Annotated in this window: 15 protein-coding genes, 1 tRNA gene, 1 pseudogene and 1 CRISPR repeat array; of the genes and pseudogenes, 9 read left to right on the top strand and 8 right to left on the bottom strand. The window is 42.9% G+C overall.

Annotated elements, in window-relative coordinates:
- Nucleotides 1–22 precede the first annotated feature (22 nt).
- From V7K85_RS01025 to V7K85_RS01015, 3 genes and pseudogenes are all read right to left on the bottom strand, one after another.
- Complete coding sequence (locus V7K85_RS01025; RefSeq protein ID WP_334810805.1) at nt 23–646, bottom strand: hypothetical protein; 624 nt, start codon at nt 644–646, stop codon at nt 23–25.
- 18 nt (nt 647–664) lie between these two features.
- Nucleotides 665–817: pseudogene (locus V7K85_RS01020) on the bottom strand (hypothetical protein); the annotation flags it as partial.
- Nucleotides 811–2214: a hypothetical protein gene (locus V7K85_RS01015; RefSeq protein WP_334810804.1), complete on the bottom strand. Its 1404-nt coding sequence runs from the start codon at nt 2212–2214 to the stop codon at nt 811–813. The pseudogene V7K85_RS01020 and the gene V7K85_RS01015, both read right to left, overlap by 7 nt.
- A 201-nt stretch (nt 2215–2415) precedes the next feature.
- Between V7K85_RS01015 and V7K85_RS01010 the strand changes: the two genes are divergently transcribed.
- The 3 genes from V7K85_RS01010 (at nt 2416) to cas12k (ending at nt 5037) form a co-directional block, all read left to right on the top strand.
- Complete coding sequence (locus V7K85_RS01010) at nt 2416–2730, top strand: hypothetical protein (RefSeq protein WP_334810803.1); 315 nt, start codon at nt 2416–2418, stop codon at nt 2728–2730.
- Nucleotides 2731–2891: 161 nt separating this feature from the next.
- The gene (locus V7K85_RS01005) at nt 2892–3206 is read left to right on the top strand and encodes a hypothetical protein (RefSeq protein ID WP_334810802.1); all 315 of its coding nucleotides are present in this window, start codon (nt 2892–2894) and stop codon (nt 3204–3206) included.
- Between the two features lie 493 nt (nt 3207–3699).
- Nucleotides 3700–5037 (top strand): type V CRISPR-associated protein Cas12k, encoded by a 1338-nt coding sequence (gene cas12k, locus V7K85_RS01000; protein WP_334810801.1) that lies wholly within the window; start codon nt 3700–3702, stop codon nt 5035–5037.
- Nucleotides 5038–5721: 684 nt separating this feature from the next.
- A CRISPR array of direct repeats spans nt 5722–6266; the repeat unit is 37 nt; unit sequence GTTTCAACAACCATTCCGGCTAGGGGTGGGTTGAAAG.
- Between the two features lie 423 nt (nt 6267–6689).
- On the opposite strand, the gene V7K85_RS00995 is transcribed toward cas12k, so the two are convergent.
- Nucleotides 6690–6763: transfer RNA gene (locus V7K85_RS00995), tRNA-Pro, on the bottom strand.
- Between the two features lie 136 nt (nt 6764–6899).
- Here V7K85_RS00995 and lipA point away from each other — a divergent pair.
- From lipA to sigC, 3 genes are all read left to right on the top strand, one after another.
- Nucleotides 6900–7808 (top strand): lipoyl synthase, encoded by a 909-nt coding sequence (gene lipA / locus V7K85_RS00990; protein ID WP_334810800.1) that lies wholly within the window; start codon nt 6900–6902, stop codon nt 7806–7808.
- Nucleotides 7809–7816: 8 nt separating this feature from the next.
- Nucleotides 7817–8749, top strand: coding sequence for an NAD(P)H-dependent glycerol-3-phosphate dehydrogenase (locus V7K85_RS00985; protein WP_334810816.1), 933 nt, complete (start codon nt 7817–7819; stop codon nt 8747–8749).
- A 696-nt stretch (nt 8750–9445) separates the two neighbouring features.
- The gene (gene sigC / locus V7K85_RS00980; protein WP_334810799.1) at nt 9446–10696 is read left to right on the top strand and encodes an RNA polymerase sigma factor SigC; all 1251 of its coding nucleotides are present in this window, start codon (nt 9446–9448) and stop codon (nt 10694–10696) included.
- A 7-nt stretch (nt 10697–10703) separates the two neighbouring features.
- Here the strand turns inward: sigC and V7K85_RS00975 are convergent, their stop codons facing one another.
- Nucleotides 10704–10826: a hypothetical protein gene (locus V7K85_RS00975; protein WP_334810798.1), complete on the bottom strand. Its 123-nt coding sequence runs from the start codon at nt 10824–10826 to the stop codon at nt 10704–10706.
- Between the two features lie 502 nt (nt 10827–11328).
- Between V7K85_RS00975 and V7K85_RS00970 the strand changes: the two genes are divergently transcribed.
- Nucleotides 11329–11784, top strand: coding sequence for a Fur family transcriptional regulator (locus V7K85_RS00970; RefSeq protein ID WP_334690148.1), 456 nt, complete (start codon nt 11329–11331; stop codon nt 11782–11784).
- Between the two features lie 130 nt (nt 11785–11914).
- Here the strand turns inward: V7K85_RS00970 and V7K85_RS00965 are convergent, their stop codons facing one another.
- Both V7K85_RS00965 and cobN read right to left on the bottom strand, forming a co-directional pair.
- Entirely contained in the window at nt 11915–13063 is a 1149-nt protein-coding gene (locus V7K85_RS00965) for a peptidoglycan-binding domain-containing protein (RefSeq protein WP_334810797.1), read from the bottom strand.
- Between the two features lie 9 nt (nt 13064–13072).
- Nucleotides 13073–17119 carry a cobaltochelatase subunit CobN gene (cobN, locus tag V7K85_RS00960; protein ID WP_334810796.1) on the bottom strand — a complete coding sequence of 1349 codons (4047 nt, stop codon included), beginning with the start codon at nt 17117–17119 and terminating at the stop codon, nt 13073–13075.
- A gap of 174 nt (nt 17120–17293) precedes the next feature.
- On the opposite strand from cobN, the gene V7K85_RS36335 reads away from it, so the two are divergent.
- Both V7K85_RS36335 and V7K85_RS36330 read left to right on the top strand, forming a co-directional pair.
- The gene (locus V7K85_RS36335; protein ID WP_442940530.1) at nt 17294–17476 is read left to right on the top strand and encodes a hypothetical protein; all 183 of its coding nucleotides are present in this window, start codon (nt 17294–17296) and stop codon (nt 17474–17476) included.
- Nucleotides 17477–17484: 8 nt separating this feature from the next.
- The gene (locus V7K85_RS36330; RefSeq protein ID WP_442940529.1) at nt 17485–17808 is read left to right on the top strand and encodes a hypothetical protein; all 324 of its coding nucleotides are present in this window, start codon (nt 17485–17487) and stop codon (nt 17806–17808) included.
- A gap of 77 nt (nt 17809–17885) precedes the next feature.
- Here V7K85_RS36330 and V7K85_RS00950 read toward each other — a convergent pair whose 3' ends face one another.
- Entirely contained in the window at nt 17886–18719 is an 834-nt protein-coding gene (locus tag V7K85_RS00950) for an ATP-grasp domain-containing protein (RefSeq protein WP_334810795.1), read from the bottom strand.
- Nucleotides 18720–18911: the final 192 nt, after the last annotated feature.

The raw sequence follows: 18911 nt of genomic DNA, 5'->3' as shown, positions 1-18911 counted from the left end.
CTGCTTCAAATACTTCAGGAAATTATAAACACCAGTGAAAAAATCGCTTTTCTTCAGCTAACTTATTCGCTGCATCTACAATCTTATTTAATTCGTAGTTCGTAATCCTTAATTCGTAATTATCCTCTGATTTATGAACTTTTTCTACTTGTTCACGCTTTAAACGGTTTAATGCTTCAGTTGTAGGTAGTAACTGCAAATGATGCTCAGTTAGTGACATAAAAAAGGCTGCTGTCCATAAATTACAAGCAGAATATTTCAACCACCAACTAGATTCTTGCAAATTCTCTTTATATTGCTTTTGCTTATCTTTAACTTGTTGTGGTGTGGTTTCAGGAATTACCCCCAACTGTCGCCACATTTCTGCATAATCTACGCTATCAGTTTCTAACTTTTCACCAATTGATAGTTGTCCTGCTTTCTCTCGTTCATTTTTATTCCGTTTCTTAAGCTGTGTAGATAGTTTTTTATCATCACCTGTTACTGGCTTAAACGCTTCATCAGGGATTCCTTCATTCAAACAACTCAAATCCATCACTCCCACAAGAGAATTACCACACTTAATCCTGTGGTCTAAAAAGTTAAGAGGAAAGCCGCGAGAAAAACCTTCAATCCATAAGGCTACTTTGCATAAATCAACAGCCAATGGATTTAAATCCACCCCATAAATGCAATTTTGAATAACATCTCGAATCGCTAACTTTAAAGGTTCACTACCTGGTTCAGCTTCCCCAGTGCGAATTTTAGCTAATTCCTTTCCTACCCGACGTGCTGCGGCTAAGAGAAAATGACTGGAACCACAGGCGGGGTCTACAATTGTCCTACTAACTGCGGTGGCGTATAGTAAGAACCAGTAGTTTTTCTTTCACTACCAAATACTAATTTGAATTCGTAGTTTTTAGGAGATATTTCTGGGTGAAAATCAAGGAGACTTTCATATATACTACCCAGTTCTTCTACATCTAAAGCAGCATAATTTACCCGTCGTAATTGCCCCTTATCTTGATATAAAGATAACTCCCGAATCGCTACTAGCAAGTCGTGATTATCAATAGCACAATCATCTAAAGCTGGTAGAGTGTACGAACCAAATAAATCGCCATTTAATGGTGATAATCCTAAATATTTTCCCCGCCAATTTTCATCAAACAGCAAAAATGTAACGCGCAAACCCTGCCATAAATCTTGAAACCCTTCCCGCCGCCAATGGGGACGCTCGGCTAATTCTCGCAGTCGCTCAATGCTGTAATATTCTCGGTAGATTCGTGCTTTCTCTACATCTTCACCAATTAATAAATTACGGGACTCTGCCACCATCAAAAACAGCAGGCGATAAATCAGCCGCAACAGTTGCCGATAATATCCGATATCTGTTAATTCTGTACCAGCAGCAAGCTTCTGCCGCAAGTTTTCATTACTGGGATGTTGGAGAAAACCAGTGCCTAGCTGTATTAGTGCTTTTTCTACCCCATCTCGGAGTCTGTCGCGTACCCGTCCACCCTGTTGCAGTGCTTCTTGGTGGTAATATTCCAGCAAGCACTTATCGGCATCATCCATACCTTCAGGCAAGCGGGAACGGTGAAACAACCGATAAAATAGCCCAAACTCGGCAAAATTCTCACCGTTGAGAATCTGTTCTAAGTCAAATTCAACGTAGGTAAGACGAGTCATCAAGGAAGAGTCGCGCAGTAACCGCCAGCGAAAACCGTTAGTTGCGATCGCCCACAAATGCTCTGTCTTGTTAAGATACTCCTGCACCAGTGCGTGTGCTGATAACCTGGGTGTGCCACTGGGAGGACGATGATCCACCTTGATGCGACAACCAATAATGTGGATAGGTGGCTTGTTTTCGCCTAATTCTGCACGATGAGAAATCGCATAAGTTTGTCCCTCCACGACTTCGGCTTTGGCAGTGTAAACAGGGTTATATCCGAGACTACGTAGCAAGGGAACTACCCACAGTTCGCGGGTGACGCTAGTAGCGGTATCATCTGCATCTAACCTGTCTAATTGCCGTTGAAATGCTGCCCAATAAGCTTTAGCATCACTCCAAGCGATCGCAATTTCATCTGCTAGTTTATCAGTTTTACTAAAACCAAAATCCTCTGATGCTTGTCCTCTCAGATTACCTGCCAGCAATTCGGCAGTTATATCTGCTGCTAGCAAATTTCCTTCAATCTGAACGCCTGCTAAAGTAATCCCTGCTACACTCATCTCTCACGCACCTAATATTTAAAATTGTCTAAAAAATTACGAATTACGAATTTTTCCCGGCTGGAGAATATAAACCCCCAGAATATCCATTGGTAGCTGGGGTTTAACCTGAATCTGTCCTTCTTGGGTGATAGCTCTGACTCGTCGATGTGATTGGGAAAGAGAATGCGATCGTTCTTTTGCAATTCGTGAGCTTCAAGTTTGGTAAGAACAAATTGGGCAATAGACAGTAATCCTCAGACAACTCAATATAGAATCGATGCGTTCAGTGATTTGCCTTTGGATCCTCTGGAATATTGCAAACGATGGGTCGATGTACCTCCTGATGAGCGGGGGTATAGAAAAGCTTGTGTTGCTGCTTTAGCAGAAGCAACTGGACTCAGTGAAAGAACTATAGGGAATTGGGGACAAAATTTTGAGAGGCGACCTAATTATGTAGTGCATATATTACGCATGGCAGATATGCTTAACCAAATTAGAAAAATAGTCCTACCTCCTGACTATCCGCAAAAATAATTTAGTCGTGATTCGTGAGTAAACTACTTGTGCTGAGAGCAGAGATTTTCTAAGTTGAGTTCAGCCAGCAAAGGATTTTCGGGAGTAGAGAGGCATAATAGCCAAAAGAATCCAAATGCTCCCTACCACTGCTAGCTTTCGCTGACTCACAAAGATGCAAGATGCAAACTGGGAGACACTCCCATCAAAATCAACACCGAGTTGATATTATCCGTCAGTTGCCCCTCGAACCGATGGAGTATTGCCATCGCTGGGTTAGCCAAGAACCAGGTCGCAATTATCGTAAAGCTTGTATTAATGCGATCGCACAAGTTACAGGTAATAGTCCAAAAACCGTGAAAGATTGGGGGACAGACTTTGGCCGACGGCCTAAATACATTACCCGAATATTACGGCAAGCTGATTTAATCAATCAATTTAAACAACTAGTTGTCAAAGGAATTGTTATCTTACCTCCAGACTTTCCTCAAGATTAAGCAAAAGCGATCGCTACTCACGACCAACTGCCCCAAAAACCCCTTGCTGTTACCCCAAAGAGAATCTTAGGCTGAGGTACAGAAGTACTAGCTGTAGCGAGTAGCCGCATCTTTCTTGATGACAAAAATGGCAGAACATCAAATGAACTCAATCTCTACCTTTGACATCACTAAATATTTTCTCCTTGATGTCAGAATATGAGGCGCTCTTGTTTCCTTTATCCAAGGTTTTCTTTTTTTCGGAATGGCGTAGTAAATTCTCTAAGCATTGGCGATACAATCCTCAAAAGCTGGAACTAATTGATACTTTAGAACTAGAAATTCTCAAGAAATTCGAGCATTATCAAATACCTGTTATCCAACTGCGTGACTCCTTACCAAAAGAAGCTGTTTGCCAAGTCTTTGAGGATACAAATACTTCTGGCTGTGACCTCAATTATTTCGATTTAATGAGTTCTAGCTATTGCACTGCTGACTTCAGCTTGAGAGATGATTGGAAGCAACGGGAAAATCGCTTCAAATCATTAAAAGTATTGCGAAAGCTACGAAGCAAAGAAAAAAAGGCAATAACACTAAAAAAAATAAAAAAAATTCTTCAAACACAACACTTTTCGGTGGGTTATTTGATATGTACGAGAAAACAGAAGACTGTTTATCTCGGTGTGCCCTTGCCTATCTGCTCAAAAATAACTGTCAGGTCAGTAAGGTTGATGAAGAACCCGACCAATGTGCTAAGGGTAGACGTAAAAAAGAAATTGAAATTGAACGTTTAAGAAATCAAATCAAAAGTCGGAAACCTCAAGGACGAGATTTAACAGGAGAAAAGTGGCTAGAAACTTTGTCAGAGGTGGTTAATAAAGTCCCTCAAAATGAAGATGAAGCTAAATCTTGGCAAGCTACCCTCCTGAGAGAAAATAGCTGTATCCCATATCCTGTTGATTATCAAACTAATACAGACCTAACTTGGTTGACAAACGATAAAGGTCGTATCTTTGTCAAATTTAATGGGTTGAATGAACTAATGAATCAACCTAAATTTGAGGTTTATTGTGATTCTCGCCAGCTTCATTATTTTCAACGCTTCTGTCAAGACTGGCAAATTTGGCATGATGATGATGAAACATATTCTTCTGGGCTATTTATTCTGCGTTCTGCACGTCTGCTCTGGCAACAAAGAAAAAATACAAGCGAACCGTGGAAGACTCACCCTTTAATTCTTCAATGTTCTATAGAGACACGCTTATGGGCAGAAGAGGAAACAGAACTAGTTCGCCTTGAAAAAATCAATCAGGCTGAAAAAACTATCAGCCAGATGGAAAAAGAAGGTAATCTAAAGAAGACCCAGGTAATTCGTCTCCAAAAAGAGTTAACTACCAGGCGGAAACTTGACAATCTCTTTCCTGGTCGTCCTAGTCAATTTTTATATCAAGGAAAATCTAATATTATTGTCGGTGTCAGCTTAGGTCTAGAAAAACCAGCAACAGTTGCTGTGGTAGATGCTGCCAGCAAAAAAGTTCTGACTTATCGTAGTGTTAAACAACTACTCGGTGACAACTACAATTTACTAAATCGCCAGAGGCAGCAACAGCAACATCTCTCACACGAACGTCACAAAGCTCAGAAACAAAACGCGCCAAACTCATTCGGTGAATCAGAGTTAGGACAATATGTTGATAGATTACTGGCAGATGCGATTGTTGCGATCGCAAAAACTTACTCTGCTGACAGCATTATTCTACCCAAACTCGGTGAGATGCGAGAAATTATTCAAAGCGAAGTTCAAGCAAAAGCAGAGAAAAAAATTCCAGGTTACAAAGAAGGTCAACAATAACTATGCCAAAGATTATCGTATCAGCGTCCACCGTTGGAGCTATGGTCGATTAATCGAGAGTATTCTAATCCAAGCTAGAAAAAGTGGAATATCTATCGAAAGAGGGTCACAGGCAATTAGAGACAGCAAGCAGGAACAAGCCCGATATTTAGCTTTGTTTGCTTATCAAGAGCGCCAAGTGAAGTTGCTTTAGTTTAGCTAAAAAATTCTGTACCTTGAAAATATTATAATAGGAAAATAACAGCGCCGCAGTTCATGTTCTTTGGAGCCAATGTACTGTGAAAAATCTGGGTTAGTTTGACGGCTGCAAAACCGTTTTGCTTTCTGACCCTAGTAGCTGCCCGCTCTTGATGCTGCTGTCGTAAGACAGGATAGGTGCGCTCCCAGCAATAAGGAGTAAGGCTTGAAAAAGCAATAGCCGTTGTTAGCAACGGTGCGGGTTACCGCAGTGGTGGCTACTGAATCACCCCCTTCGTCGGGGGAACCCTCTCAAATATTTTTTTGGCATGTCGAAGCGGGGGCAAAATCCCTGGAGTCCTGCCAAAATATTAAAACCCTTGTAATGTGTTAACTTCAGAAACTAGTATGTCAGTTGATTTAGTTTTTTGATGTGAGACAAAGGAAGCTTTTTCAGAGACATGCCAAATTTGTACCTGGAAAGCTCTATTTGCAAGGGGTCTGCGCGTTTCAACAACCATTCCGGCTAGGGGTGGGTTGAAAGCGCAACTCTCACCTTTTTGAGGGATGGCTACGTCCAGGTTTCAACAACCATTCCGGCTAGGGGTGGGTTGAAAGTGCTGATTGATGTCCCCGCCTATCAAAGTGCGCCGGGTTTCAACAACCATTCCGGCTAGGGGTGGGTTGAAAGACGTCCCACGTTATGGAGACCGTAGTATGGTCGTTAGGTTTCAACAACCATTCCGGCTAGGGGTGGGTTGAAAGCGGATCAACGACGAGCGGCAAGTTGCGATGTCGGAGTTTCAACAACCATTCCGGCTAGGGGTGGGTTGAAAGAACTACGGCATCATTATGACTTGTTTGATTGCAGGTTTCAACAACCATTCCGGCTAGGGGTGGGTTGAAAGAGCCGTTCAATCGTCGATGGGAAGTGGAATTGCAAGTTTCAACAACCATTCCGGCTAAGGGTGGGTTGAAAGGTCAGCTAATCCAATCGCCCGATAAACTTGATACCGTTTCAACAACCATTCCGGCTAGGGGTGGATTGAAAGAGAAAAGACTCACAAGTAATTCTCGTGAGTCTTTTGGTTTGAATAAACATTCCGGCTAAGAGTGGATTAAGAAGAATATTTGAAGCATTAAAATTTTTTGGAGAGGGTTGAAAGGCGCACTTCGTTCGGGAATATTCCAACATTTGTGAGTATATTAGAGATGTGCTGGACTCAGGAGTCGTGTAAAAATAACTTGAACACTTTTTATGTGAAAGCTAGATTCAGAAACTATTTCAGATAAAATTTGTACAACTTATTTTTACATGATGCCTCAACTCCACTTAAAAGGTCGGCGACATTAATTTGTTAACGAATGTCTGGAGTAAATCTACGACATTAATTTGTTAAGACGACATTTAAATCGTTAATAACGACACTAATGTGTTAACGACGAAAAATAAAGTGTTATTCGACACAACACAATCGGGATGACTGGATTCGAACCAGCGGCCCCTTCGTCCCGAACGAAGTGCGCTACCAAGCTGCGCCACATCCCGCCATAAAAATGCCATTATAAATTAAGAATATCACAACCCATGCCAAATGACAGAACTACATCTATATATGATCACTTCACCCAAGGCTTTGCTTGCTACGATTAAATTTGTATAACTCTAGTGGTAAAAGCGGATTGTGACTGTAAAACCAGACTGGTTGCGGGTGAAAGCACCTCAGCGTGAGCGCATCGGTAACGTTAAAGACATTTTGCGGGATTTAGCCCTCAATACAGTTTGTGAGGAAGCGTCCTGTCCGAATATTGGTGAATGCTTTAAGGCTGGGACTGCCACGTTTTTGATTATGGGCCCGGCTTGTACACGCGCTTGTCCCTACTGCGATATTGATTTTGAGAAAAAACCCAAACCACTAGACCCCACGGAACCTTCACGACTAGCAAAAGCTGTTCACCGCATGAAACTTAATCATGTGGTAATCACTTCTGTAAACCGAGATGACTTGCTTGATGGTGGTGCATCTCAGTTTGTGGCGTGTATTGATGCGGTTCGCTCTGTTTCACCCAACACGACAATTGAGGTGCTAATTCCGGACTTGTGCGGTAATTGGAATGCTCTAGAGTTGATTCTACAAGCTGCGCCAGAGGTATTAAACCACAATACGGAAACTGTTCCACGCCTGTATCGCCGAGTGCGTCCCCAAGGAAACTACGATCGCACATTAGAATTATTGCAGCGCTCTCGCCAAGTTTCTCCTCACACATACACTAAATCCGGGATCATGGTTGGACTCGGTGAAACTGATGCCGAAATCCGCCAAGTCATGCAAGACTTGCGAACTGTGGATTGCGACATTTTGACAATCGGGCAATACCTCCAACCGAGTCAAAAACACTTGCAGGTAAATGAATTTATCAACCCACAACAATTTGCTGCTTGGAAGGCATTCGGCGAAGAAATCGGATTTTTACAAGTTGTTTCTTCGCCCTTGACAAGAAGTTCATATCATGCTGAACAAGTTAGGGAATTAATGGAACGTTACCCTCGCTCCAAAAGTGATGAGTTAGGAGTTATGAGTTATGAGTTATGAGTGAGCAGATGTACTCCAACTCAAAATTCTCCGTAGCAATTCTGGGTGCAGGTGCTTGGGGTGCATCTCTGGCAAATCTAGCAACGGCGAATGGTCATAGGGTGCGCGTCTGGTCGCGTCAAGGTTCCCAAATCCAAGCAGTTTTAAAAGATGTCCAAATAGTCCTGTCCGCTATCTCAATGATTGGTGTGAGGGATGTTGCTTCCCAAGTTCGCTCTTTCCCCCTATCTCCAGAGACAATTTTTGTAACGGCGACGAAAGGCTTAGACCCCCAAACCACCTGCACGCCGTCGCAAATTTGGCAAACAGTATTCCCTAACCATGCAGTGGTTGTCCTGTCTGGCCCTAATTTATCTAAAGAAATTCAACTGGAATTACCAGCAGCAACGGTGGTAGCCAGTAATACTCCCACGGCTGCTCAAGTAGTGCAGTTAGTATTTTCTTCTCAACGTTTCCGGGTATATACCAATCCCGATCCCTTGGGAGTGGAACTGGGGGGAACACTGAAAAATGTGATTGCGATCGCAGCTGGTGTATGTGATGGTTTACAACTGGGAACCAATGCCAAAGCTGCTTTAGTCACCCGTGGACTTACAGAAATGGTTCGCATTGGCAATGACTGGGGTGCAAAGACGGAAACATTTTATGGTTTATCGGGTCTAGGAGATCTGTTAGCAACGTGCAATAGTCCCTTAAGTCGCAATTACCAAGTCGGCTACCAGCTAGCTGGTGGTAAGTCACTTACAGAAACTCTGGCAAATTTACAAGGAACTGCTGAAGGAGTAAACACTTGCCGGGTTTTAATCCAACGAGCCAAGCAACAAAACATAGCTGTCCCGATTACCGAGCAAGTTTATCGGTTACTTCAAGGTGAAGTCACACCCCGACAAGCACTTGATCAACTGATGCTGCGAGATATCAAGCCAGAGTACAACTACTAGTTAGTAGTCTCTCAAGTTGAAATTGAGGGATTAATACTGACACAGTGACACAAAGAGAAATCTGAGCGCCGGCTGACGGCGTTGGCGCAGCCCGCCGTAGGCATCAGAACTTCGGAGGACACGGGGAGATAGGGACGCGGGGACACGGTAAAATTTTCATTCTCCGCATCTTGCAAACTTCCGAGCGCCGGGATTCTCTCCGTGTCCCACCCTGTTTGCATCGATAGAATTTTTGCCGTTAATACTAATCACTTCCCCAATATCTATTAGTTATACTTATACCTGAATAATCCTTAGAAAAAATTGGTAAATCGTCAGGATATTACTTTCATCGCCATGTAAATGTGACTATGCCAATTATAAACATGATATTCACTGAAGTATGTTTATACTATGTTACAAAAGTTACTATCATGAACCTTCAAGGTTGAAATGTTAACTAAGTAGTTTAAATATTGAAAACCTAGCTGTGGATTTGAATAGCTATTGGTTCAATCAAAAATTTAGCAGCCGATTAAGTTCAGTAATACTGTATCAAATAAAACCTTTGCAGTTAATTTCTAAAAAAATTGTAATGGAACCTTCAACCGTGTTAGTTCATCGTGAATCACGGGAACAATAGCAACAGTTGAATAGCTGACCGTAATCTAAGCTGACCGTAATCTATTGTTACCTGGAGCCATTGAGACGATCTTTATGCCAGCAACATCTTTTTATGCAGACGCCCCCTACAATACCAAAAAGTCCCGCCAGGCTTTGGACTCGGATCTCACGGTTGATGAAAGTGAGTTATCGGTAGATGATCTACAGGAGCTGGAGATGGCTTCTGTTGACCATGCTAACTTTGCTGCTAACACTAACCGTCGTAGTACAGACCTAGTACGTCTATATCTTCAAGAAATTGGTCGAGTTCGGTTGTTAGGGCGCGATGAAGAAGTTTCAGAAGCTCAAAAAGTCCAGCGCTACTTGCGGATGCGGATAGTACTAGCTAACGCAGCCAAGCAAGGGGATGAAGTGATTACGCCCTATCTCCGGTTAATTGAAGTTCAAGAACGTCTAACCTCCGAACTAGGACATCGCCCGTCTTTGGAAAGATGGGCTGCCACTGCTGGTATAATGGTACCGGATCTCAGACCGACTTTGGGAGATGGCAAACGTCGCTGGGCTGAAATTGCCAAGTTGACTGTAGAAGAGTTGGAGCAAATTCAGTCCCAAGGACTCCAAGCAAAAGAACACATGATCAAGGCTAATCTTCGCCTAGTTGTGTCTGTTGCTAAGAAGTATCAAAATCGCGGTTTGGAATTATTGGATTTAGTCCAAGAAGGCACACTTGGTTTGGAGCGGGCTGTAGAAAAATTTGACCCCACTAAGGGTTATCGCTTCAGTACCTATGCTTACTGGTGGATTCGTCAGGGAATTACACGGGCGATCGCAACTTCTAGTCGCACGATCCGGCTCCCTGTCCATATTACCGAAAAGTTAAACAAAATCAAAAAGGCCCAACGCAAAATTGCTCAAGAAAAAGGTCGCACCCCGACTCTAGAAGATTTAGCTACTGAGTTAGAGATGACACCGACCCAAGTAAGAGAAGTTTTGTTGCGGGTTCCTCGCTCCGTTTCTTTAGAAACCAAGGTAGGCAAGGATAAAGACACTGAGTTAGGCGAATTACTTGAAACTGACAGTGTAACCCCAGAAGAGATGTTAATGCGAGAATCTTTACAAAGAGATTTGCATCATCTTTTGTCAGATTTGACTAGTCGGGAGCGCGATGTAATTTTGATGCGGTTTGGTTTGGCAGATGGTCATCCTTATTCTTTAGCAGAAATTGGACGTGCTCTTGACTTATCGCGGGAACGAGTCCGACAAATTGAATCCAAGGCTTTGCAAAAGTTACGTCAACCCAAGCGACGCAACCTCATCCGCGACTATTTGGAGTCTCTAACTTAGTCAATGATCAAACTAATTCATAATTCATAATTAAAAAGTGTAAAGTTGAGCCAGTCGTTTGGGCGGCTCTGCCGACTTGAGCGAACTGGCGTGGAACAAAGGTTTCCGACGCTCCCGGACTCGTTGGCATAGCCTCTCGTAGAGAAGAGGCTGCGCCAACGGATAGCGCAGCCCGCCGCAGGCATCCAAACTTTACAAGATGGGGTTTATACTTGGTGCCTAATGATGCAGTCTCGTTTCAAGTGGGGTTTAAATCCCCACTTGAAACATAATTATGAATTATGAATTATTTGCTATAAGCTTCTTAAAGACTTGTAGCAAATAATTTGCATTTAATTGTACAAGAGTTTCCCCAGACCTTTGCTCAGATATCTTGAAGGTGGGGATCAACTAAGCAATTCAAAATTCACTCATGCAAAATTCCAAGTCAAGAAATGCAATTGTTACAAGTATCCTAACTATTAGCTGTATGCAAATTAAATGCACTACAGCTTATTACTTGAATTTTGAGCAATATTTTATGAATTGTTCTTAAATATTTAGTAAATATTATCAATAAGCAATGATTGTTGCAAATTGCTCTAAATATTTGTTATATTCTCAATTAACGATATTTGTTGAGAAATATTAGTATGACTGTCTACACAACTACTTCACTCAAGGCAGAACTGAACGACCGAGGCTGGCGTTTAACTCCCCAGCGCGAAACAATTTTACACATTTTTCAAGAACTTCCGCAAGGTGAACATCTAAGTGCGGAAGATCTTTATCATCGGCTAGAAACTGATGGTGAAGGGATCAGTCTGTCAACTATTTATCGGACTTTGAAGTTGATGGCAAGGATGGGAATTTTACGGGAACTAGAACTGGGCGAGGGACATAAACATTATGAACTCAACCAGCCCTATCCCCATCACCACCATCACCTAATTTGTGTCAGGTGCAACTCAACCATTGAGTTTAAAAACGACTCAATTTTAAAAATTGGAGCGAAAACGGCTCAAAAAGAAGGTTTTCACCTGCTTGACTGTCAAATGACCATTCATGCAGTGTGTCCCAAGTGCCAACGGGCACTGATGCCGCTTTAGCACTTGGGTGGATAATAAGACGAAACTACTCAAATTAACCAAATAAGTGGAATTTTGAGCAGTCGTAATTTGCTGTTACTAGAGGCAAGCAATCAGTTGAGGACTAATACTAACAACACCAAAGCGGATGCTAAAAGCGTCCGCTCTTAAGATCCTTGAGACTGATGCCGTAGAATTCCTGGGCTTGTTTAATCGCTTTTTTGGTGTCATCTGCCATCACACCGTTCAGCTTGCCTTTATAAAAACCCCGCTCCCGTAGTCGGGTTTGGATTTCTAGGGTATTAAATTCGCTTTTGCTAGTAGTATTAACTGAGCTATATAATTTAGCTCGGGTAGTTGGACCAGCAACGCCACTTGCACTCAAGTAGTTCCCTGCCTGAAATCTTCGTACAGCATCGGCAGTATAGGGGCCATAGTAGCCATTTGGCTCTCCCTCTAAATATCCTGCCTGGATCAATTGTTCTTGAACAATTCTAACTGGCTCACCGCGATCGCCTACACGGAGTTTATCTCGATTGACTACCTTTTTGGGAGCCTCTTCTCCATCACCGATGCCAATTCCCGGTAATTTACCTAATGTTGCTGGGCCAGCAATTCCATCAACGCTTAATTTGTAAGAATCTTGGAACCGCTGGACAGCTTCTTCGGTAATTGGACCGAATATTCCTGTGGCGTTTCCGTAATAAAAGCCTGCAATTCTTAAGCGTTCTTGCAAAACCCTGACATCTTCACCTTCATCTCCCTTAGCAAGGTAGTTGGGATTGTGGCGCTTACTAGTTGCTGAACTAGCTGAACTAGCTGAACTAGTAATGCTGGGCTTTTTGGCTTGTGTACTTACAGCAGTGGTTTTTTTAGCTTGTGTAGTTGTAGTACTGGGCTTTTTGGCTTGCCAGCTTTCTAATTTTTGCAGGGTGCTTGATCCAACAATGCCGTCCACTGGTAAACCAGCGGACTTTTGGAAGCGCCGCACAGCTTCTTGTGTGGATACGTCATATACTTGGGTAACAGAAGCTTGGTAAAAACCTGCTGTTTTCAACTTTTGTTGTAGATTCCTGACAGAAGGGCCTTGATCGCCTTTTTCCAGTGCCATGACGCTGCTGACAGCACCAAGAATGGACAAAGACAGAGCAAGGGGCAACATATACTTCCAAGCTCTACCTGAAAGCCTTTTCCAGTCTGGTGCAGCTGCGTCCTTAAACAAAGAACTGAGGGAGACCAATTCACTGGGTGTGCTGTCTTCGTAGGCGAAAGCTAGGTGCAAATACGCAAGATTCTCCATATTTATTTCCTACACCATTGATTTTTCTTCGATAACTGCTTCAGCTTGATGTACTAGGTTCCTCAAAGCTTCTAATGTTCCTATATTTACATCCTCCCACAAATTGCGCTTGTGTGCTTCTAATAATTTTTCAGCAATATCACGCAGAGCGTAAGGATTCTTTTGCTGAATAAATTCTGAGACAACTGGATCGAGCAAATAAGCTTCTACTATGCCTTGATACATATAATCTTCGACGCATTTAGCTGTAGCATCGTAGGCGAATAGATAATCTACCGTCGCTGCCATTTCAAACGCACCTTTGTAACCGTGGCGCATGACTCCCGCAATCCACTTGGGATTAACTACGCGAGAACGATACACCCGTGCGATTTCTTCTTTGAGTTGGCGGACTCGTGGTTGGGCGGGTATGGAATTATCACCAAAATAAGTTTGGGGATTTTTTCCCTGTAGAGAACGCACCGCCGCTGTTAAGCCACCCTGAAATTGGTAATAATCATCAGAATCGAGTAGGTCGTGTTCACGATTATCTTGATTGTGCAGCACAACTTGCATTTGCGCCAAGCGTTGCTTGAAGGCTTCGGAGGAGGGGAGTGGGGAGTTAGGAGTGAGAAGTGAGGAGTTAGGAGTGAGAAGTGAGGAGTTAGGAGTGAGGAGTGAGGAGCAGGAATTAGGAAGAATTTCTGCTCCTCTGCTCCCCTGCTCCCCTGCTCCCCCTGCTTCCCCTGCTTCCTCTGCCCCGCTTCCTGAGGAGTAGGCGTAAGAACTCCAGTTGATGTAGGCGCGAGCTAAATCTTGGTCATCTGTCCAGTTTTGTGATTCGATTAAACCTTGGAGTCCAGCGCCGTAAGCACCTGGACGAGAACCAAAGATGCGATAGCGCGATCGCACCACTGCTGCTTCTAAAGTTAATCCTTGTTTTGTCCACAAATCAGTTTCTTGGCGAACTGCATCCGCTAGGGGATTTTGTTCTGGCGGTTCATCCAAGTCTGCTACTGCTGACACTGCTTGAGCGAATAAGTCAATTAAGTTGGGAAAAGCATCCCGGAAGAATCCGGAAATTCGCAAGGTGACATCTACACGGGGACGTCCCAAAATCGCTAGGGGCAAAATTTCAAAATCTACTACTCGCCGTGCTGCACCATCCCATACAGGCTGGACTCCAAGTAAAGCCAACGCTTCGGCAATATCATCACCCCCAGTCCTCATGGTGGCAGTTCCCCACATTGATAAACCTAGTGTTTTGGGATATTCACCATGCTCTTGAGTGTAATATTCAACCAGGGTTTCAGCAGCTTTCCTGCCTATATCCCAAGCAGTTTCTGTGGGAATGGCGCGAATATCCACAGAATAAAAGTTTCTCCCAGTTGGTAGAACTTCCGGGCGGCCGCGTGTGGGTGCGCCTGCTGGGGCACTTGGGACGTAACCGCCATCGAGTCCGTGTAATAAGTGGGTAATTTCTTGGTGGGTTTGTTGTAAAGCTGGAAGCAGGCGATCGCCTATCCAGCCTAAGACAGTGTTGAGTGGGGAGTTAGGAGTTAGGAGTGAGGAGTTAGGAGTGAGGAGTTGTTCTACTAAAAGGGCGGCGTGTTCTTCAAGGACTTCAACGATATCACCCTGGGTACGGCATTCTGTGCCATTGACTACTGACCATTTACCACTAGTCATTGACAAATCTGCTGTGAGAGGGTCGAAGTCTAGTCCCCAATGTTCAGCTATGGCACGGGTAATACCTGAAGAATAGCGATTGGGTATGCGAGCGATCGCTACTATTAAATCTCGCAGTTGGCGTCCTTCGGGACATTGCCCAAAAATGTGCAAGCCATCGCGGATTTGGGCTTCCTTCAATTCACACAGATAGCCACCGATAGAATTCAAAGTTAAAGATTCCGAATTAAAAATTTCGGTTTCATTTTGGATTCCTAAATCTAGATGGAGATTTTCTTTGATCACTAGTTCGCGGATGCGATCGTGAATCACTGGCAAACGCGAAGGATCTAAACTTTCCGCTTCATAATATTCATCAATTAAATTTTCCAACTGTTGCAAAGAACCGTAGAGTTCCGCACGAGTCATAGGCGGCGTTAGATGATCTATAATCACCGCTTGAGCGCGACGTTTGGCTTGGGAACCTTCACCAGGGTCATTCACAATAAACGGGTATAAGTGGGGAAGTGCGCCGAGAGCCACTTCTGGATAACAATTACTGGATAAAGCCACACTTTTACCGGGTAGCCATTCGAGATTTCCGTGTTTTCCTACATGAACTACAGCATCAGCACCAAAACATTCCCTGACCCAATAGTAGAAAGCTAAATAAGCATGGGTTGGTTCTAAATCCGGCGCATGATAATTCAAGCTGGGGTCATTATCATAACCCCTTGGTGGCTGAATTCCCACGAAAATATTGCCCAGTTGAATTCCGGGAACGGGGAAAGAGGCAGAGGGGCGGCGTGCAGGGGGCGGAGGTGAAAACTCTTCTCCCCTACTCCCTGCTTCCTGCTCCATTTCCCAACGCTGACTAATACCCTGCTGCACTGCTGGCGGCAAAGAAGCGAAATACTCTTGATACTCTTCCCAAGAAACACTTTGCTGTACCGGAAGCCATTCTCGACCTTCCGGATCATTGGTTACGCCAGCTGTCAGCCGTTGAATCAACTCATCTCCTTGAGCAGGTGGATTTTCTACTTCATACCCAGCTAGATGTAAAGCTTGCAGGATTTCTACACAACTAGCTGGGGTGTCCAGTCCCACACCATTAGCGAGGCGTCCATTCCGGTTGGGGTAGTTTGCCAGAATTAGGGCAATTCGCCGTTCTTGGGGGGGTTTAGAACGCAGACGCGCCCAATTTGCTGCTAGTTTAGCAACGAACTCGATGCGATCGCTCACTGGTTCATAAATTACCACATCTGTCTCTAGATGGGGATTACGAGTTTGCACTTCTTTAAAAGACACAGCACGAGTAATAATCCGCCCATCTACTTCTGGTAGCGCCACATTCATCCCAATATCGCGGGGAGAAAGCCCTTGAAACTGTAACTGCCACTGCTCAATTGACCCGCCACTAAGGATTACCTGCAACACAGGCACATCTAATTTTTGCCACAGGTCGATTTGGGGTGTTTCACTTTCCAAGCGTGCTAGAGAAAAACTGGTGGTATTCAGCAGCACAGCTATTGATTCGGCTTCTTTGGGTTGGAAAAATTCACTCAACTCAACTTGAACATCGGGTTCACGCAATGAGGAAACAAACACTGGCACTGGTTGTAAATTTTTCTGTACCAAAGCTTCGCATAAGGCATCAATTACCTTAGTATTTCCCGCCAAATAATGGGCACGGTAGAAAAGAATGCCGACTTTGGGTATGGGGCATTGGGCATGGGGCATTGGGTATTGGAAGCCTTGAGGTTCTGAGGTGGATGAATCACTCTCTAATTCTCCTTGTCCCCCTTGTCCCCTTGTCCCCTTGTCCCCTTGTCCCCTTGTCCCCCACTCCCCACTCCCCACTTCCCATTCATACAATCCCACACGCGGAATTGGCCGGGGCAGGGGGGGATTGTATGCAGTTAACAGGCAACTGTCAGAGATAAATTGGAGAGCATTAACGAAATTTTCCACGCCGCCTTCGCTAAAATACTGCCATACCTGGTTAACAATACTCAAGGGCACGGTAGACTGGGAAATTAAATCGGGATCAAAAGCGTCATCCCCTGGCATTACAATCAGGGTTTTACCATTACGTTGCACAATTTCTTGCACTACTTCTAAGCCATAACCCCAGTAGGAACGTCCTCCTAACAGGCGCAAAATAATTACTTGGGCAAGTTCCAAAACTTGCTCTCCATAAGTATCTACACTTAATTGTTGCTGCAACTGCAACAGGTTGGCGACTCTTAATGCAGGAAAGGTTGCAGGTAATTTCCCAAGCGCAGCTGCCAAAGTTTGAATGTCGGTATCAGCAGCCGTAATTAACACGAAAGGCGCTGGAGTTTGTTCTAAAAAAATTAAACCCTCTGACTGATTCCATCCACCCGATGTGCTACTTATACGATGCATAATTCTGTCTTACCGTTTTCAACTATTGGTTAGTACACAATCAAAACAAACTTTTTCCCCTGCATTCAGCCCCCTCTTACCAAAATGATTGAAAATGTTTAGTTCTCCTGATTTGAGCTTTTCTTGAACCTTGCCTATTGTTGTATTTAATCAGCTTGGGAATTGTTGGAGCAGATGGCTCAAACGGTGGGAAGTGCCGCTCTGGTACTGACAGAAACTGTGTTGGTGGGGATTTGCATAGCTGTAGAGTGGCAAAAGCAAAGGTTTAGGCTAATGGTTTCTGAGCAGTTTAGTGCGCTCTTAGTAGGAAACTTAGCGCCGGGGGAGCAGGGGAGCAAGGAATTTACTCAGCACTGAATGCTAGGTTGACATTTAATTTAGAGGCGATCGCTTCTTTTGTCTACAAATTGAGAGACTTGTTTAAGTGTGATTCCTCCACTCACCAAAATCTCGAACACTATCGCCAAATTATTGGACTCAATGATGCTACACTCCAAAGTAAATTCTCGCTGTTGTTATTAGAATATCTCCTAACTCAGCCAAACCAAGAAATAATAGCACTTCCAAGCTCAACTGCGGCGGCAGCTTATATCTGTCGTGGACTGATACCAATTCTTTGTGAAACTATACAAAATCAGGCTTGGTTAGACTTGGGGCAAAATCTCCTTGTTCTATTGCGATCGCAATAGCAGGATCAAATATTATTGCCATAGATGCAACTAATTAATGCAGAGTCATGAATTAGATAACCGAAGTACGGATTTTTTTATTTTGAGGCTAGGCTAATAAGCATTTTTTCAAAAATTTTCAACACAGGCTCTTCTCCATTGTCTCTAGTGAAAATCCTAAATTGGGGGTGACAATTGATTTCAATCAACCAATATTGGTTATCTCGATCTAATCCAATATCCAAACCACCATAATCAAGGTCTAGTTCTTCAAAAACTGGTCTGGCAAAATTAGCAATCTCTGACAATATTTGTGGATCATTGATATACTTTGCTTTTGCACCATCCCAGTGAAGAGGACTGAGGTTACCCACAAATTTTGCATCAGTTATATCTTTTTCATACAGCAAAACCAACTCTTTATTTAAGAAAACCGCTCTATATTCAGATTTAATGTCAATAAATTTTTGAGCGATCGCAACGTCATCATACTTTTTTAAATTTATATTAAAAATTTCTTTTAAAGCATTTTCAATTTCATCTTGATTCTGGCATAAAAATACATTATGTCCGTTGGAACCGGAATTCCTTTTAACTATCACTGGTGTTTCAAAATTTTCTTTGATTTCTAATACGATATCTGGAATAGTTGGAAATTTCAAATAAATTTTATATTGGATGTCACAAAAAGGGGAAATAAAACCTAATGTCCGAGGAAGTTTAACTTTTGTCTTTAAAATATGGTAAGTATATTCCTTGTCTTTTATAATTTGTGCTACTGCTTGATTAATTAATGGAGTACTATAGTTACAAAAATAATACGGTTTACTATTCAGTTCTATTTTGATTAAGTTTTCAGCAGGATAAATAATTTCATAGCTGATATTTAAGTTTTTACAAGCTTGGAGCAATAGCGAAAGGTTATTTAACATAAATACTTCAAGTTAAACGTCCAAATTAAATGTTTACATGAATTCTTACAAAACACATACTTTGCTTGAATTGATGGATATCAATTCAACGCTTTTTATAATATGCTGAAATTATTTTTTATTAAAGCTTTTTAGACAAGCCACTCTCTAAAATACACTTAGCTGCTAAATATTACAACCTTTTTCGGTAAT

Source organism: Nostoc sp. (assembly GCF_036917615.1).
GTDB lineage: Bacteria > Cyanobacteriota > Cyanobacteriia > Cyanobacteriales > Nostocaceae > Nostoc.
The sequence above is the reverse complement of the archived record's forward strand: the minus strand, read 5'-3'. Positions and strand labels throughout refer to the sequence as shown.

Excerpts from the sequence above, each read along its gene's own strand:
- V7K85_RS01015 (WP_334810804.1), bottom strand. The coding sequence starts at position 2,214 with ATGAGTGTAGCAGGGATTACTTTAGCAGGCGTTCAGATTGAAGGAAAT.
- V7K85_RS01005 (WP_334810802.1), top strand. The coding sequence starts at position 2,892 with ATGCAAACTGGGAGACACTCCCATCAAAATCAACACCGAGTTGATATT.
- V7K85_RS00985 (WP_334810816.1), top strand. The coding sequence starts at position 7,817 with ATGTACTCCAACTCAAAATTCTCCGTAGCAATTCTGGGTGCAGGTGCT.
- sigC (WP_334810799.1), top strand. The coding sequence starts at position 9,446 with ATGCCAGCAACATCTTTTTATGCAGACGCCCCCTACAATACCAAAAAG.
- V7K85_RS00975 (WP_334810798.1), bottom strand. The coding sequence starts at position 10,826 with ATGCCAACGAGTCCGGGAGCGTCGGAAACCTTTGTTCCACGCCAGTTC.
- V7K85_RS00970 (WP_334690148.1), top strand. The coding sequence starts at position 11,329 with ATGACTGTCTACACAACTACTTCACTCAAGGCAGAACTGAACGACCGA.
- V7K85_RS00965 (WP_334810797.1), bottom strand. The coding sequence starts at position 13,063 with ATGGAGAATCTTGCGTATTTGCACCTAGCTTTCGCCTACGAAGACAGC.
- cobN (WP_334810796.1), bottom strand. The coding sequence starts at position 17,119 with ATGCATCGTATAAGTAGCACATCGGGTGGATGGAATCAGTCAGAGGGT.
- V7K85_RS36335 (WP_442940530.1), top strand. The coding sequence starts at position 17,294 with ATGGCTCAAACGGTGGGAAGTGCCGCTCTGGTACTGACAGAAACTGTG.
- V7K85_RS00950 (WP_334810795.1), bottom strand. The coding sequence starts at position 18,719 with ATGTTAAATAACCTTTCGCTATTGCTCCAAGCTTGTAAAAACTTAAAT.